This is a genomic window from Paenibacillus pabuli NBRC 13638 (genome assembly GCF_001514495.1).
Taxonomy (GTDB): Bacteria; Bacillota; Bacilli; order Paenibacillales; family Paenibacillaceae; genus Paenibacillus; species Paenibacillus pabuli.
Genome location: NZ_BCNM01000006.1, coordinates 112,113 through 124,486, shown reverse-complemented (window position 1 = coordinate 124,486; position 12,374 = coordinate 112,113). Strand labels below are relative to the sequence as shown.

Genomic DNA, 12,374 nt, shown 5'->3' with positions numbered 1-12,374 from the left:
CATCCATGCAATCAACCGCTTTTGTACCCTTGATCGATGCCCATCTTCATCTGGACCAATATACACCCGAAGAACAACGTGAGATGCTGCATTCCTTCCCTGCCCAGCAGGTTGAAGCTGTCATCGCCGTTTCCATGAATCTGGCTTCTGCACGGACCAACCTGGAACTCGCTTCACAGTACCCTCGTGCCGTATATCCGGCCTTCGGTTTCCATCCCGAACAGTCCCTTCCGCCATTGGCAGAACAGGATCTATTGTTCGACTGGATCGAGAAACATATCGGACGAGCCGCAGCCATTGGGGAAGTCGGATTACCTTACTACGATCGACAGGAAGCCGAACAAGCAGGACAGCACTTTGATCAGAGCGGCTATATTGATCTATTGGAGCGATTTATCCAGCTAGCCAAACGGCACGGTAAACCAATTGTACTGCATGCTGTATACGAGGACGCCGATATCGCCTGTGATCTGCTGGAGCAGTATCATTATCGCCGGGCTCACTTTCACTGGTTCAAAGGTTCCAAACGGACCGTCCAGCGAATGGCTGGCAACGGATACTTTGTCTCCTTCACACCTGATATCCTATACGAAGAGGAAATTCGCGACTTAGCTCGACAGTATCCCTCCGAGCAGGTTATGGCAGAGACCGATGGGCCTTGGCCCTTTGAGGGTCCTTTTCAGGGGAGAATGACACACCCTGCCATGACCCGACAGGTCATTCAAGCCTGGAGCGAAGTGACCGGGATGGGAACGGAGCGGGCCGAGCGTCTCTTTTATCAGAATACGAAACGCTTCTATGGTCTGCCTTAGGCACTTAGGCGTATCCATTACCCTGGTAACTCTCACGCCAAGGAAGTAAATTTAATCAGAGTGATCCCCCGCAACCTTGTGCGGTTTCCCAATAAAAGAAGTGCAACACAAAAATAAGTCAGTCGGCATCCAGCCAAACTGACTTATTTGGTGTTCTTTATATTATCGCTTCATGAACCCTTTGCCTTCGAGAAACGATTTCATCTGTAAACGTACCGGCTCGGTAAGACGCTTCGCCATCAATTCGGACCATGGTGTAGAACGTTCCCCTTGGGTACGTTCCTTCATGTATGCAGCTGTCGTTTCATCATAGCTCTCCACACCTTTGAGCGTCTGCTCGGCATTATAGCGGCCATGGTGAAGCACAGCATCAAGCGGCAGACGCGGACGAATGCCTGTCTCCTGGTCAGCAACGCCGATGCACATGCCATAAACCGGATAAACGCCTTCTGGCAAGTCCAACACTTCGTTGACTTCCTCAATACGGTTACGGAGCCCGCCAATATAAACGATTCCGAATCCAAGTGACTCTGCCGCAAGTGCAGCATTCTGTGATGCAAGTGCAACATCGATAGTAGCAACCATAAAGTTTTCTGTTGAGTCCTCATAGGATTCCTTTTCTGGCAAATGACGCTTGGCAGCATCACTCAAACGGTAAAGATCAGCACACCATACGAGAAATACAGGGCATTCGTTGATGTAAGACTGATTACCTGCCAATTCAGCCAACTTGGCCTTTTGCTCCGATTCGGTGACTGCAATCACTGTATAGGCCTGCACACTACTTGAAGAGGAAGCCATCTGCCCGGCCGCTACGATGGTCGCGAGCTGTTGCTCACTTACCGGGTCTGGCTTGAATTTGCGCACAGAGCGGTGTTTCATCATTAATTCAATGGTTTCGTTCATGATCCTTCACTCCCAATCCTCGAAGTACAAATTCAATGGTCTGCTCAGCCAGCTCATCTGTGTTCATATCCTGATAATCAAAGCTAAACCGTGAGTTCTTGGCTCGTTTGTGCGCCAAAGCTACCCCCATGACCTGAAGCATTGCATAAGATACGGATTGTATTTGGAACACGCCCTGCTCTTTTCCTTCTCGCAGCAGTTCCCTTACTTTGGTCCAGACGGGGTCCAAGAAACGAAACACGGTAGCTGTGCGGTGGGTACGCAGCGTAATTTCCAGCTGCACAATATCACTCATCTCCCGGTCCGTCATCGTGAACTTCACAACTTCACCTATAATTCGTTGGATACCCTCCACGGGGGAGGACATGGACTCTTCAGCCAGCTCGTTCATCATATGATCAGGAAAGAAGTGCTCAAATAATGCTTCGAACACCTTTTCTTTCCCGCCAAAATGGTACGAGACCAGTGACACATTCGCACCCGCCTCATCACAGATTTGACGAACACTTGTCCCGTCATACCCCTGCTGTGCAAAAAGTTTTTTGGCTGCAAGCAAAATCCTCATTTTTATATCCAATTCCGGTTCCGTCATTCCGTCCGCTCCTCTTGTCCGTTCTATTCATTGCTCCAGCTCATGGGGCTGCAGCGACACTGCTCTATCGTATTATTATGAAAGTTTGTGCATCAAAGCGCAAGGTGTGCTGCCTGATCCTCCAAAACCAGCCACCTCAACCTATTATTAAACAGAAACCCCCCGGCGAAGAATCACCGGGAGGCTTGTTTATTTCCTATGAAGACCCGTACATCTACTGCAAATTAGCTGTTCATTGGAGCTGGGCTTGGAGCCCCAGCTGGCATACGTTGTTTTTTTAACGACGTCACGACCAAAGAGAGAGCCACAGCCACGAGCAGTACAATGGCAACTGAGCCAGCAGCGGATTGAACTCCTGGTCCGCCCAATTGAACGCTCAGAACACCTTGAACGGCATATGTGGCTGGCAGATACTGACCAATACCACTGTAGAAACTGTTCAGCAGTTCACGTGGCACCATTGCACCGGAAGATACCAGTTGCAGTGACAGTGAAATGATGTTGAACAGGCTTCCTGCTGGTCCGAAGCAGATCAGGAAGAACTGGGAGAAGAACATGAATGTGCAGAGGAACAGCGCCTGGAACATCCAGAATGCGATAAATCCTTGCTCGATCTGTCCGCCCAGCGCCACAATCAATGATGATCCCAGCAGGGAAACCAAGAGAGCAGACCCGATGTTAATGACTACTCTTGCGCCGAACAATGTCCAGCGGGAGTGCGTAGCGGACAGCATACCCATCGCTGTCTGCAAGTTCATCCCCATAATCATGGCTCCCACATATGAAGCCAGAACCATCATCATCGGTACCATCTGATTGTTCATACCATTGACCGGGTTGATCGATGTGGTCGTGCCCTCCACGCGGGAAGTCAGGTTGGCAGCAGCTTCAGCCGCCTGATTCGCAGGCGCTCCGGACGCCGTTAATACCGTCTGTACACCTTGAGCTGTTGCTTGCTTGTTAATCGTGTTCGTCACGCTTTGCGATACACCTTGCATCATGCTTTTGATCGTAACCGGGTTAGCCTCGTTAATGCTGTACTTGATTTCGGCAGTGGAACCGGCTGTTTGAATCAGCTCATTAAAGCCAGCTGGAATATTCAGCACCATATGAATTTTGCGATGGTTCAACTGATCCAGTGCTTCAGCAGCACTCAGATTAGATACCGTATGGAAAGGAAGCGTCTCAGCTATGCGATCTGCAATCCCCTTGGACTGCTCTCCATCCTCATTCACCACGGCAACTGTCAATTCATTCACCCGGTCATTCACTCCGGAATATGCTGTCATCCAGATCACGCTGAAGATCACTTGGAACATAAGTGCTGTCACGATCCCCACAATTACTGGCGGTTTTTTTAACAAAATGCGTAAAGCCTGCAACATAAATGATATCCTCCATTACTGATTAGTTCAAATTTGATGTAAACGATTGTTTAAATCAAACGATCGTTTTAAATTTTAAGTCTATATGTCTATATTGTCAATCTATTTCTGAAAGGTTCAGAAAGAGGAGATGTTGTTTCGCAAACAATGAATTCCATTTCATAAAAGATCATTACTTCACATCTCGCCTCTATTAACAAGGGAAGGGAGGTTCCTTTAACATATCTCAAACACCTTTCCTCAATAAAAAACACGGTCCGCCGCAGCAGACCGTGCAATATGCTCACGCTTGAGCATAATGAAAAGTTGAACCACATCCACTAATGAACATCAGTCACTGCGTCTCAGTTTCATTCGCTGCAGGCGAAGCGAGTTCAATACAACCGACACCGAGCTGAACGCCATTGCCGCCCCTGCCAGCCAAGGGGCCAGAAAGCCTACTGCTGCAATAGGGATACCGATAACGTTATACCCCAGTGCCCAGAACAGATTCTGCTTAATATTACCCATGGTGCGCCGGCTCATCTCGATCGCATCCGCAATACTGTTCAAGTCGCCGCGCATCAACGTGATATCCGCCGCTTCCATCGCCACGTCCGTTCCGGTTCCAATCGCCATGCCAATATCGGCTGTAGCAAGGGCAGGAGCATCATTAATACCATCCCCAACCATCGCTACCTTGAGGCCGCTCTCCTGGAGCTTCTTCACTTCGGCGGCTTTACCCTCTGGCAGTACCTCAGCCAAAACTTTACCGATTCCGGCCTGTTCTGCCACGGCGCGAGCGGTGCGCTCATTGTCTCCTGTAATCATAATGACATCGATTCCCATGGCTTGTAATCTGCCAATCGCTTCACGGGACGTTTCCTTGATGGTATCAGCCACAGCAACGATCCCTGCCCATTGTCCATCCGCCGCGACCAGCATTGCCGTACGTCCTTGTTCTTCCAGGTTGTTCATCTGCTGCATAATGTCTTCGGAAACACTCACTTTCGCATCCATAAGCAGTCGGCGTGTCCCGACCAGGATCTCTTGTCCCTGAACCCGGGCTCGCACACCATAACCAGGGATGTTCTCGAACTGCTCTGAGTGGGTTAACTCCAGACCTTTACCTCGGATTCCTTCCACAATCGCCTCAGCCAAAGGATGCTCCGAACTCTGCTCTGCCGCTCCCACCCGCTGCAGCAGCTCTGCTTCCGTCCATTCTGGAGCCGTCACCACATCCGTAAGCACGGGCTTGCCTTGGGTAACTGTACCTGTTTTGTCCAGTACAACGGTCTGGATCTGCTGTGCTGATTCCAGATGTTCACCGCCTTTGAACAACACGCCATATTCAGCCGCACGTCCTGATCCAGCCATAATGGACGTTGGCGTTGCAAGGCCCAGCGCACAAGGACAGGCAATGACCAGAACAGCAATCGCCTTCTCCAGCGAACCGGCAAAATCACCGGGACTTGCGAACAGATACCAGATCAGGAATGTCACTGCCGCGATGCCTACAACAATCGGAACAAAAATGCCTGAAATCACATCGGCAATCCGCTGAATAGGGGCTTTGGAACCCTGCGCTTGCTCAACTACTTTAATAATCTGAGATAATGCCGTGTCCGAGCCAACGCGGGTGGCACGCAGTCGTAATACTCCATTTTTGTTCAGCGTAGCGCCTGTAACGGTGTCCCCTGGTTTTTTATCCACGGGCAGGCTCTCTCCGCTTAACATGGATTCATCGACAGAAGACTGCCCCTCCTCCACGACGCCATCTACAGGAATGCTGTCCCCGGGTTTTACCAGAACCAGATCACCTACCGCTACATACGCCGACGGTACAATAACCTCCTGTCCATCACGAATCACTCTGGCTTCACGCGGAGCCAGTTCGATGAGGCTCTTGATCGCCTGAGAAGAGCGCCCTTTGGCTACAGCTTCGAACCATTTTCCCAATAGGATCAACGTAATCAGGATTGCACTCGTCTCATAATATAGTTCCACAGTTGGCATGGCTGCTGCAGCCATTCCCGCCCCACCATGATCCATCATGGTCGAAGCTGCATTGCCGCTGATCAGGGTCAGATACAGACTGTAGAAGAACGCCGCACTTGTACCCAAAGCAACCAGTACATCCATATTGGCACTGCCATTACGCAGCGCTTTATAGGCTCCCACGTAGAATTGCCATCCAATGACAAACTGTACCGGCGCTGCCAGTACCAATTGGAACCACGGGTTCATGAACAGATCCGGTACCCAGATCCACGAGGTGAATGAGAAGTGACCCACCATGGCCCATAACAATGGCAAAGATAACAAAGCGGAGATCATCCATTTCCACTTTTTGCGCTGTAATTCACGCTCACGCACCGATTGGGTATCTTCCTGTGTCTGCTGCAATTCTGCGCCATAACCAAGCTGTTTGATCTTCGCCGTAATATCGGATGCTTTCAACGTTCCCGCTGCGAATTCCACATGTCCCGTCTCCAGCGCCAGATTCACGTTTGCACGGGATACACCCGGCAACCGGGAAAGACCCTTTTCGATTCGAGCAGAACAAGCAGCACAGGTCATGCCTGTAATGTCCAGATCCACGGATTCCGTTACTGTACCATAGCCAAGTGCCTCCACCTTATCCCGCAATGCATTGATGTTCGTTGTCTTCGGATCATAGGATACGGTTGCTTGTTCTATGGCGAGGTTAACATTCGCCTGATTGACCCCTTCCATTCGGGACAACCCCTTCTCAATCCGGGTAGAGCAGGCAGCACAGGTCATCCCTGTAATTTGCAGTGTTGTCTGTAATCCTGCTGTTTCCGGTGAAGGTACGGGTTCTGATGCTGATGTGTTTTCCGTTGTCGTTGACTTATCCATGTGATTAGCTCCTTTCTTCATGAGATATGAAATATATCGTATGATCCATACCCCCAAGGGGTATATAAAAGACAGAAAATCAGGCTTAAACCATGAACTCATTCATTGGAAAAGATCTGTTGAATTCCTTTCCATGCATAGGGAAGTTCAGTTTAAGCCTGCAATGATTAGACTACGTCATACCCTTGATCTTCGATGGCTGCTTTAATCTGATCCACATTAACTTTTTGCTCGTCATATTCAACTGCTACAGTTCCTGCTGCCAGATCAACCTGACCATTCGCTCCCGCATTCTTCACGGCTTCTTCAACCGATTTCACACAGTGATTGCAAGACATTCCTGTAACGTTCAACGTAATATTTGACATGAGTAGTTCCTCCTTGGATATATAAATGATGAGTTCATTCAAAAATAGTTACTTCATTAACTTCCTTACCGTTACCAACAATTCATCCACAACCTCATGTTCTCCGGCCTGAATGCGCTCAACGATACAGCTCTTCATGTGACCTTCGAGCAGCAGCTTGCCTACCGAATTGAGAGCAGACTGAGCCGCAGCGATCTGAGTCAGCACATCATCACAATAAGTGTCCTTCTCAATCAATCCCTTGATCCCGCGGATCTGTCCTTCAACACGGTTTAAACGGGAAATCAGGTTGCCCTTCATCTGCTGGGAATGATGGCTCTTGCGCACATGCTTCCCGTCACTGCCTGCCGTATGACATGAAGTGGCTTGCAGATCATCTGTCTGCGAGACTTCACTCATCTCTGTTACGGATGAATTCAAAGGTTCCTTGGGATGGCTCTGATGTTCCATCACGAACACCCCTTTTCTTTCGTTCTGTTATAAGTTTAACGTACCCCATGGGGGTATGCAAGACCATTTCATTATTTTACTCCAAATGGATGAATTTAGCTTCCCACAACTGCACAATCACGTCGACATTTCCATTAGTCTTTGTACAGGCGCATTATAGTATGTATTCCATTCTGCTGCTGCGTACAGCCAGACCCATCTGCTCATAGAAAGCCTGGGCACCGGTATTAAACGTAGACACGGTCAGTTCAACACTATCGACCTGGATCTCTTTACCAAGCTCAATTAATACCTGCATCAATTGTTTGCCTCTCCCATGTCCACGATGCTTGCTGCCCATAATGATTTCATTGATATACAGCATCTTTCGATCCAGTAACAAGTCCACATTTTGAATAACATTTAATTGTGCGCTCGCATATCCAACAATTTCACTGTTATCCAGCATTTCTGCAACATATAGATACCGCTGATCCGTCCCCAGTAGTTGCTCATATTCCTTATGGCTCATTCTCGTCTGCAACTCTCTGTATACGTCTGGCCGAGCCTCCACATGCAAGTGATGCAATTCATCCATTAATGCAGATACTCCCGTGTAATCTCCGATGACAGCCCGTCTAATGTTAATCTCACTCATCTTCACATTCTCCCCTCACAAACGTTTCCATGATTATACAATAAAAAAACATCTGTCGATGTGATTCATGAACCCCGACTGCGTGTTGCGGAAAATTCCCTTAAATATCAGAACGATGATCCTCCAGAGCTTATCCTTTTCTTATTTTATAAAAGACCGCTTCAATGGTGCTGCAACCAAATATTTGCAACATTAATTGGCTTGGTTCCGTTATATAGACAGCAAGGAATATGAGAATACCTCATCGAATAAGGAGAATATGTTGGTAAAATCATATCTATTTACTGTGCCGATACGAATACCAAACTTCGGCTATCTGCTTATTCTTGTTAAGCTAACTGGCAGATTACTTTAATAGACCGCAACAAATACAGGTAATCACCTCTAAAATATGGAACTTATTTCTAAAAAAATCAAAGGGGATACGAAATGTCAAAAAAAACAGTCGGGGCAGCTGCTGTGATCATGGATTCAGAAGGGCGAATTCTTCTAGTAAAACATAACTACGGAAAATACAATTGGGAACTACCAGGAGGGTTATCAGAGCTTAATGAATCCGCAGAGGATACTGCAAAGCGAGAAGTGTTTGAAGAAACTGGTCTTGAAGTCGCCGTAGGTCGCTTAACAGGCGTGTATTATGAACCCGCTCACGATATGCATCATTTTGCATTCATGTGTAAGGTAGTCCATAATCAACAACCACAGCCTGATGCTGCGGAGGTAACAGAATGTAAATATTACAATGTAGATGATTTGCCTAGACCGATTAGCGACTTCACTATTGCACGTATACAGGAAGCTTTGAATACTGATAGTAATCAATTATTCCACATCATCGGACCAAGACAGTGGTTTGAATAGTCTGGGAGCATTATTTAGTCTATTCAACTATCTGAGACCATAGCTCAAAGAACCGCCTTATTCACCAAGGCGGTTTTCTTATGCTGGAAAATCAACATTAGACTTTAACATAGCCTTATAAAAAGAAGCAGATACCTTAACGGTACCCGCTTCTTTTTAAGCTATATTTGGTTCCTCTTATTCTTTGGATGATTTGCCTTCATCAAATGCTACAGGTGATGGCTTGGCAGACCATTCGTCTGCTTGCGGCTCAATATCCACACCGCTCAAAATTTTCTTTTTCTCCATCAAGGAATCCCCGTCTTCATCCAGTTTGTTGCGAATTTCTGCCTCATCCTGAGGTTGATTGTTCTGTTGTGTCATGCTGGAGTCCTCCTTTTTCGTATTCATGGTGATGTTCCTATATATAACTTACCCAATTTTTGCATTGTCATTCTGAATGTATATAAGGTTCATCACCACTTGAAGAAAGCTCACCGCATACTTTATATTTTCGCCACCTTACTACCTTTCACTTTAACATTCACAAGCAAGATGCTGGCAATAATCATAACCAGACCTGCGATCAGATTGACCGTCACCGACTCTCCGAGGAACAGCACACTGCACAGCAGGGCAATCAGCGGAATCAGGAACGTGAACGATCCTACTTTGCTGGCTTCGCCAGAGCTGACCAGCTTGAAGAATGCGAGCCAGCCCAACGCAATGACAAACACCGAAATAAACAGCATATCCAGTATAAAAGGAAGCACCCATTGCACATCTGCCCAGCTCTCCGTCACCGTACCTGTCAATGTCAGCACAACTCCGCCGATCAGAATCGGAATGGCTGTCATCCAGATTCCATCGACCTTCATTGAAGTTCGCTTCATATATACGGTTCCAATCGCCCAGCTAATTGCGCTGAACAGCCCAAGCATAACCCCTTCAGGGGATACTTTGCCTGTCATGCCGCCAATACTGATCGTAGCCACGCCTGCAAAACCGATCACCAATCCGGCAATTTTCATTCCATACATGGACTCTCCCAACCATAACCAGGCCCCGATTCCGAGCAGCACAGGCTGGAGGAACACGATGGATGAAAATAATCCTGCCGGCACTTCCGTCAGCCCCATCGTCTGAAAGCCGTAGAAGAAAATAATATTAAGCACTGCAGATATGGCATAGATATGCCAGGTTTGCTTCAGCCGCAGCGTTTTGTAGCGGGGAAAAGCATATAACCCCAGTACCAAGCCCCCGATTAACAGGCGCATGCCCGCGAATATAAGTGGCGGTGTGTAGTTTAATGCGTATTTGGTCAGGGGCCAGTTCACTCCCCACATGAGTACTAGAAAAGCCAGGACCCAGCCTGCTTTTGCACGTGATAAAGCCATATGTTTATTCTCCTATCCGGCACACATCTACAGGCGCAGTTTAATTAATCGTACACATTATCCTGCGCTCTTTCTGTGCCTGCAAATCATTTGGAATCCGACCCAGACCCGTTCTACATCCGTTCTTTGATCGTTCCGTGTCTTCATGATACAATAAGGATCGAAATAATTGAAATGCATGTTAATCATAAGGAGCATACCATATTTGTTATGAACAACTCACAATTGCAGTTATTTGTGAAAATTGCAGAGACAGGAAGTTTCACACGTGCAGGCCAGGAACTGAATATGACTCAGCCCGCAGTCAGCCGAGCCATCTCTTCACTGGAAAATGAACTGGATGTGACTCTAATCATACGGGACCGACGAAACGGCATTGTGCTTACCGATGTGGGACAGCGAATTTTGGTCATTTTCCGCCGAATCTTACAGCAATTTGATAAGGTACAGCAGGTCGTTGCCGCCGAAAAAGGGTTGGAGATTGGTACGATTCGTATTGGCTCTTTCCCGATGTCATCCGCCCATTTGCTGCCGAAGATTATCCGCTCGATTCGGGACCGCTATCCTCAGGTTCAGTTTGAGCTGCACGAGGGGAACATCCTTGAAATTCAGGAGTGGCTAAGTTCACGCGCCATTGATGTGGCTCTCATTATTGCTACAGATAAAGAACCAGTTGATGTGGCTTATGAGACGCTTCCACTCTATAGCGAGGAGATGCTGGCGGTGTTTCGGGACGATGAACCTTTTGCAAATCAGGAGATTCTCCCCGTACAGATGCTGGACAAGCACCCCATGATCATCTGTAAAGGCGGCTACGAGGTACCGATTGTTGATCTGTTCCATCGAGCAAAGGCAGAATTACAGTTCGGGTTTGTCGTGTATAACGTAAACACTTGTCTCAGCATGATTGAGCAGGGACTCGGGACCGCCATGCTGCCTGCCATCTCTCTATCCTGGCTGCCTCCGGGTGTAAAAGCACTCCCCACAGAGCCGAAAGCCTACCGCAATATTGAGATTGCCGTTCCTTCACTTGTTGAAGCTTCTCCTGCATCCCGGTTATTTATTGAGACTGCGCAGCAGTTGTTTGGGCAACAGTCCGTATAGTAGAGTAAAGAGTGGGTGCGGGTGCGCAGTACATCTATGGCTCACATGGAAAGAAAGTAAATGCTCCATATACCCGCAAACAAAAGGGCGTCCCAAGGTCAATGTTCTGACCTTGGAACGCCCTCCTAGTATTGTCCACCTCAGATGGACATCATTTACGTGTTTTGCTTTTTACCAGCAGCACCATAGAATGCCCTGAAGATCTCAGCTTTATGCCCGATCCTCACGAGCGATTGCAGCCAGCGCACGCAGTGCGGCTTCAATCTCGTGCTCCACCGCCTGGGCTACCGCATCCGTATGCGGGTCATACTCGGCAGCCAGATCGCTGTCCGCGAAGCCGTCGATGGCAACAATGGCTCCCGCCCGTGCACCGCGCAACGTGCTGACGATGTAAAGCGCCGCAATCTCCATCTCGGCGGCAAGCGCGCCTGCCTGCTTGTATTTGCGATGCGGAATATCTTCCACCCCGGCGAAGAAGGCGTCCAGCGTCACGGTAATCCCCGCGCCGACTTTGCCTCCGCCCAGGGCTGGGGTACCCGCATCAACAATAGCTGCTTCGCTGCTTGCACCGCTATTCAGCCCACGGGCTGCGGCGATCAATGCACTTGTCACGCCAATGTCTGCTACCGCAGGAAAACCATCCGGTACCAGCTGACGTGTCAGCCCGTCCGTACGAACGGCTGCCGTACTGACGATCACACTGCCCGCTGGATAATCCGCGGTATACGAGCCTGCTGTACCAACACGTATCAGGGTTGTTACCCCTGCCCGAATCAATTCTTCGAAGCAGACAGCTGCTCCGGGAGAACCTACGCCGTGGCTGACCACCGCCATCTGTACCCCTTCGAACTCCCCTACAAAGGTACGATATTCGCGGCTAAATGCGAGTTCCTTTGCTCCGTCCAGCTTGCGGGAAATCTTCTCTGCCCGTGCCGGGTCACCGCAGACGATGGCATAAGCGGGCATGTCTTCTGAATGAATTTGCAAAATGGGCAGCAACATGTTCATCCACTCCTTTTTATCA

13 protein-coding genes are annotated in these 12,374 nt (G+C 48.5%); 3 read left to right on the top strand and 10 right to left on the bottom strand.

Features of this window, described 5'->3' with window-relative positions; translation table 11 throughout:
• Window positions 1-5: 5 nt before the first annotated feature.
• Window positions 6-812: a TatD family hydrolase gene (locus PPA03S_RS10480; RefSeq protein ID WP_062322508.1), complete on the top strand. Its 807-nt coding sequence runs from the start codon at window positions 6-8 to the stop codon at window positions 810-812.
• Window positions 813-974: 162 nt separating this feature from the next.
• On the opposite strand, the gene nfsA is transcribed toward PPA03S_RS10480, so the two are convergent.
• The 7 genes from nfsA to PPA03S_RS10445 all read right to left on the bottom strand — a co-directional run bounded on the left by nfsA (window position 975) and on the right by PPA03S_RS10445 (window position 8,009).
• On the bottom strand, window positions 975-1,718 hold the full coding sequence (gene nfsA, locus PPA03S_RS10475) for an oxygen-insensitive NADPH nitroreductase (protein ID WP_062322506.1): 744 nt from the start codon (window positions 1,716-1,718) through the stop codon (window positions 975-977).
• A complete protein-coding gene (locus PPA03S_RS10470) occupies window positions 1,702-2,310 on the bottom strand; it encodes a TetR family transcriptional regulator (RefSeq protein ID WP_062322504.1) in 609 nt (202 codons plus the stop codon). The genes nfsA and PPA03S_RS10470 overlap by 17 nt, the downstream gene beginning before the upstream one ends.
• 224 nt (window positions 2,311-2,534) lie before the next feature.
• Entirely contained in the window at window positions 2,535-3,695 is a 1,161-nt protein-coding gene (locus PPA03S_RS10465; protein WP_062322502.1) for a YhgE/Pip domain-containing protein, read from the bottom strand.
• Between the two features lie 330 nt (window positions 3,696-4,025).
• On the bottom strand, window positions 4,026-6,554 hold the full coding sequence (locus PPA03S_RS10460) for a heavy metal translocating P-type ATPase (RefSeq protein ID WP_082704085.1): 2,529 nt from the start codon (window positions 6,552-6,554) through the stop codon (window positions 4,026-4,028).
• 167 nt (window positions 6,555-6,721) lie between these two features.
• A complete protein-coding gene (locus PPA03S_RS10455; RefSeq protein WP_053779829.1) occupies window positions 6,722-6,922 on the bottom strand; it encodes a copper ion binding protein in 201 nt (66 codons plus the stop codon).
• A gap of 48 nt (window positions 6,923-6,970) precedes the next feature.
• Window positions 6,971-7,372, bottom strand: coding sequence for a metal-sensitive transcriptional regulator (locus PPA03S_RS10450; RefSeq protein WP_411835342.1), 402 nt, complete (start codon window positions 7,370-7,372; stop codon window positions 6,971-6,973).
• A 154-nt stretch (window positions 7,373-7,526) separates the two neighbouring features.
• The gene (locus PPA03S_RS10445) at window positions 7,527-8,009 is read right to left on the bottom strand and encodes a GNAT family N-acetyltransferase (RefSeq protein WP_062322501.1); all 483 of its coding nucleotides are present in this window, start codon (window positions 8,007-8,009) and stop codon (window positions 7,527-7,529) included.
• 429 nt (window positions 8,010-8,438) lie between these two features.
• Here PPA03S_RS10445 and PPA03S_RS10440 point away from each other — a divergent pair, with 429 nt between their 5' ends.
• A complete protein-coding gene (locus PPA03S_RS10440) occupies window positions 8,439-8,870 on the top strand; it encodes an NUDIX hydrolase (RefSeq protein WP_062322499.1) in 432 nt (143 codons plus the stop codon).
• A gap of 177 nt (window positions 8,871-9,047) precedes the next feature.
• Here PPA03S_RS10440 and PPA03S_RS10435 read toward each other — a convergent pair whose 3' ends face one another.
• Complete coding sequence (locus PPA03S_RS10435; protein ID WP_062322497.1) at window positions 9,048-9,233, bottom strand: hypothetical protein; 186 nt, start codon at window positions 9,231-9,233, stop codon at window positions 9,048-9,050.
• Window positions 9,234-9,355: 122 nt separating this feature from the next.
• Window positions 9,356-10,246, bottom strand: coding sequence for a DMT family transporter (locus tag PPA03S_RS10430; protein WP_062322495.1), 891 nt, complete (start codon window positions 10,244-10,246; stop codon window positions 9,356-9,358).
• Between the two features lie 210 nt (window positions 10,247-10,456).
• On the opposite strand from PPA03S_RS10430, the gene PPA03S_RS10425 reads away from it, so the two are divergent.
• Window positions 10,457-11,350, top strand: coding sequence for a LysR family transcriptional regulator (locus tag PPA03S_RS10425; protein ID WP_062322493.1), 894 nt, complete (start codon window positions 10,457-10,459; stop codon window positions 11,348-11,350).
• Between the two features lie 210 nt (window positions 11,351-11,560).
• Here PPA03S_RS10425 and PPA03S_RS10420 read toward each other — a convergent pair whose 3' ends face one another.
• Window positions 11,561-12,352, bottom strand: a complete 792-nt coding sequence (locus tag PPA03S_RS10420) for a nucleoside phosphorylase (RefSeq protein WP_062322491.1) — start codon at window positions 12,350-12,352, stop codon at window positions 11,561-11,563.
• Between the last annotated feature and the right edge of the window lie 22 nt (window positions 12,353-12,374).

Bases quoted from the DNA above. Each gene is read 5' to 3' on its own strand.
- PPA03S_RS10460 (WP_082704085.1), bottom strand. From the start codon at position 6,554: ATGGATAAGTCAACGACAACGGAAAACACATCAGCATCAGAACCCGTA.
- PPA03S_RS10430 (WP_062322495.1), bottom strand. From the start codon at position 10,246: ATGGCTTTATCACGTGCAAAAGCAGGCTGGGTCCTGGCTTTTCTAGTA.
- PPA03S_RS10435 (WP_062322497.1), bottom strand. From the start codon at position 9,233: ATGACACAACAGAACAATCAACCTCAGGATGAGGCAGAAATTCGCAAC.
- PPA03S_RS10445 (WP_062322501.1), bottom strand. From the start codon at position 8,009: ATGAGTGAGATTAACATTAGACGGGCTGTCATCGGAGATTACACGGGA.
- nfsA (WP_062322506.1), bottom strand. From the start codon at position 1,718: ATGAACGAAACCATTGAATTAATGATGAAACACCGCTCTGTGCGCAAA.
- PPA03S_RS10465 (WP_062322502.1), bottom strand. From the start codon at position 3,695: ATGTTGCAGGCTTTACGCATTTTGTTAAAAAAACCGCCAGTAATTGTG.
- PPA03S_RS10480 (WP_062322508.1), top strand. From the start codon at position 6: ATGCAATCAACCGCTTTTGTACCCTTGATCGATGCCCATCTTCATCTG.
- PPA03S_RS10420 (WP_062322491.1), bottom strand. From the start codon at position 12,352: ATGTTGCTGCCCATTTTGCAAATTCATTCAGAAGACATGCCCGCTTAT.
- PPA03S_RS10425 (WP_062322493.1), top strand. From the start codon at position 10,457: ATGAACAACTCACAATTGCAGTTATTTGTGAAAATTGCAGAGACAGGA.
- PPA03S_RS10440 (WP_062322499.1), top strand. From the start codon at position 8,439: ATGTCAAAAAAAACAGTCGGGGCAGCTGCTGTGATCATGGATTCAGAA.
- PPA03S_RS10470 (WP_062322504.1), bottom strand. From the start codon at position 2,310: ATGACGGAACCGGAATTGGATATAAAAATGAGGATTTTGCTTGCAGCC.
- PPA03S_RS10450 (WP_411835342.1), bottom strand. From the start codon at position 7,372: ATGGAACATCAGAGCCATCCCAAGGAACCTTTGAATTCATCCGTAACA.
- PPA03S_RS10455 (WP_053779829.1), bottom strand. From the start codon at position 6,922: ATGTCAAATATTACGTTGAACGTTACAGGAATGTCTTGCAATCACTGT.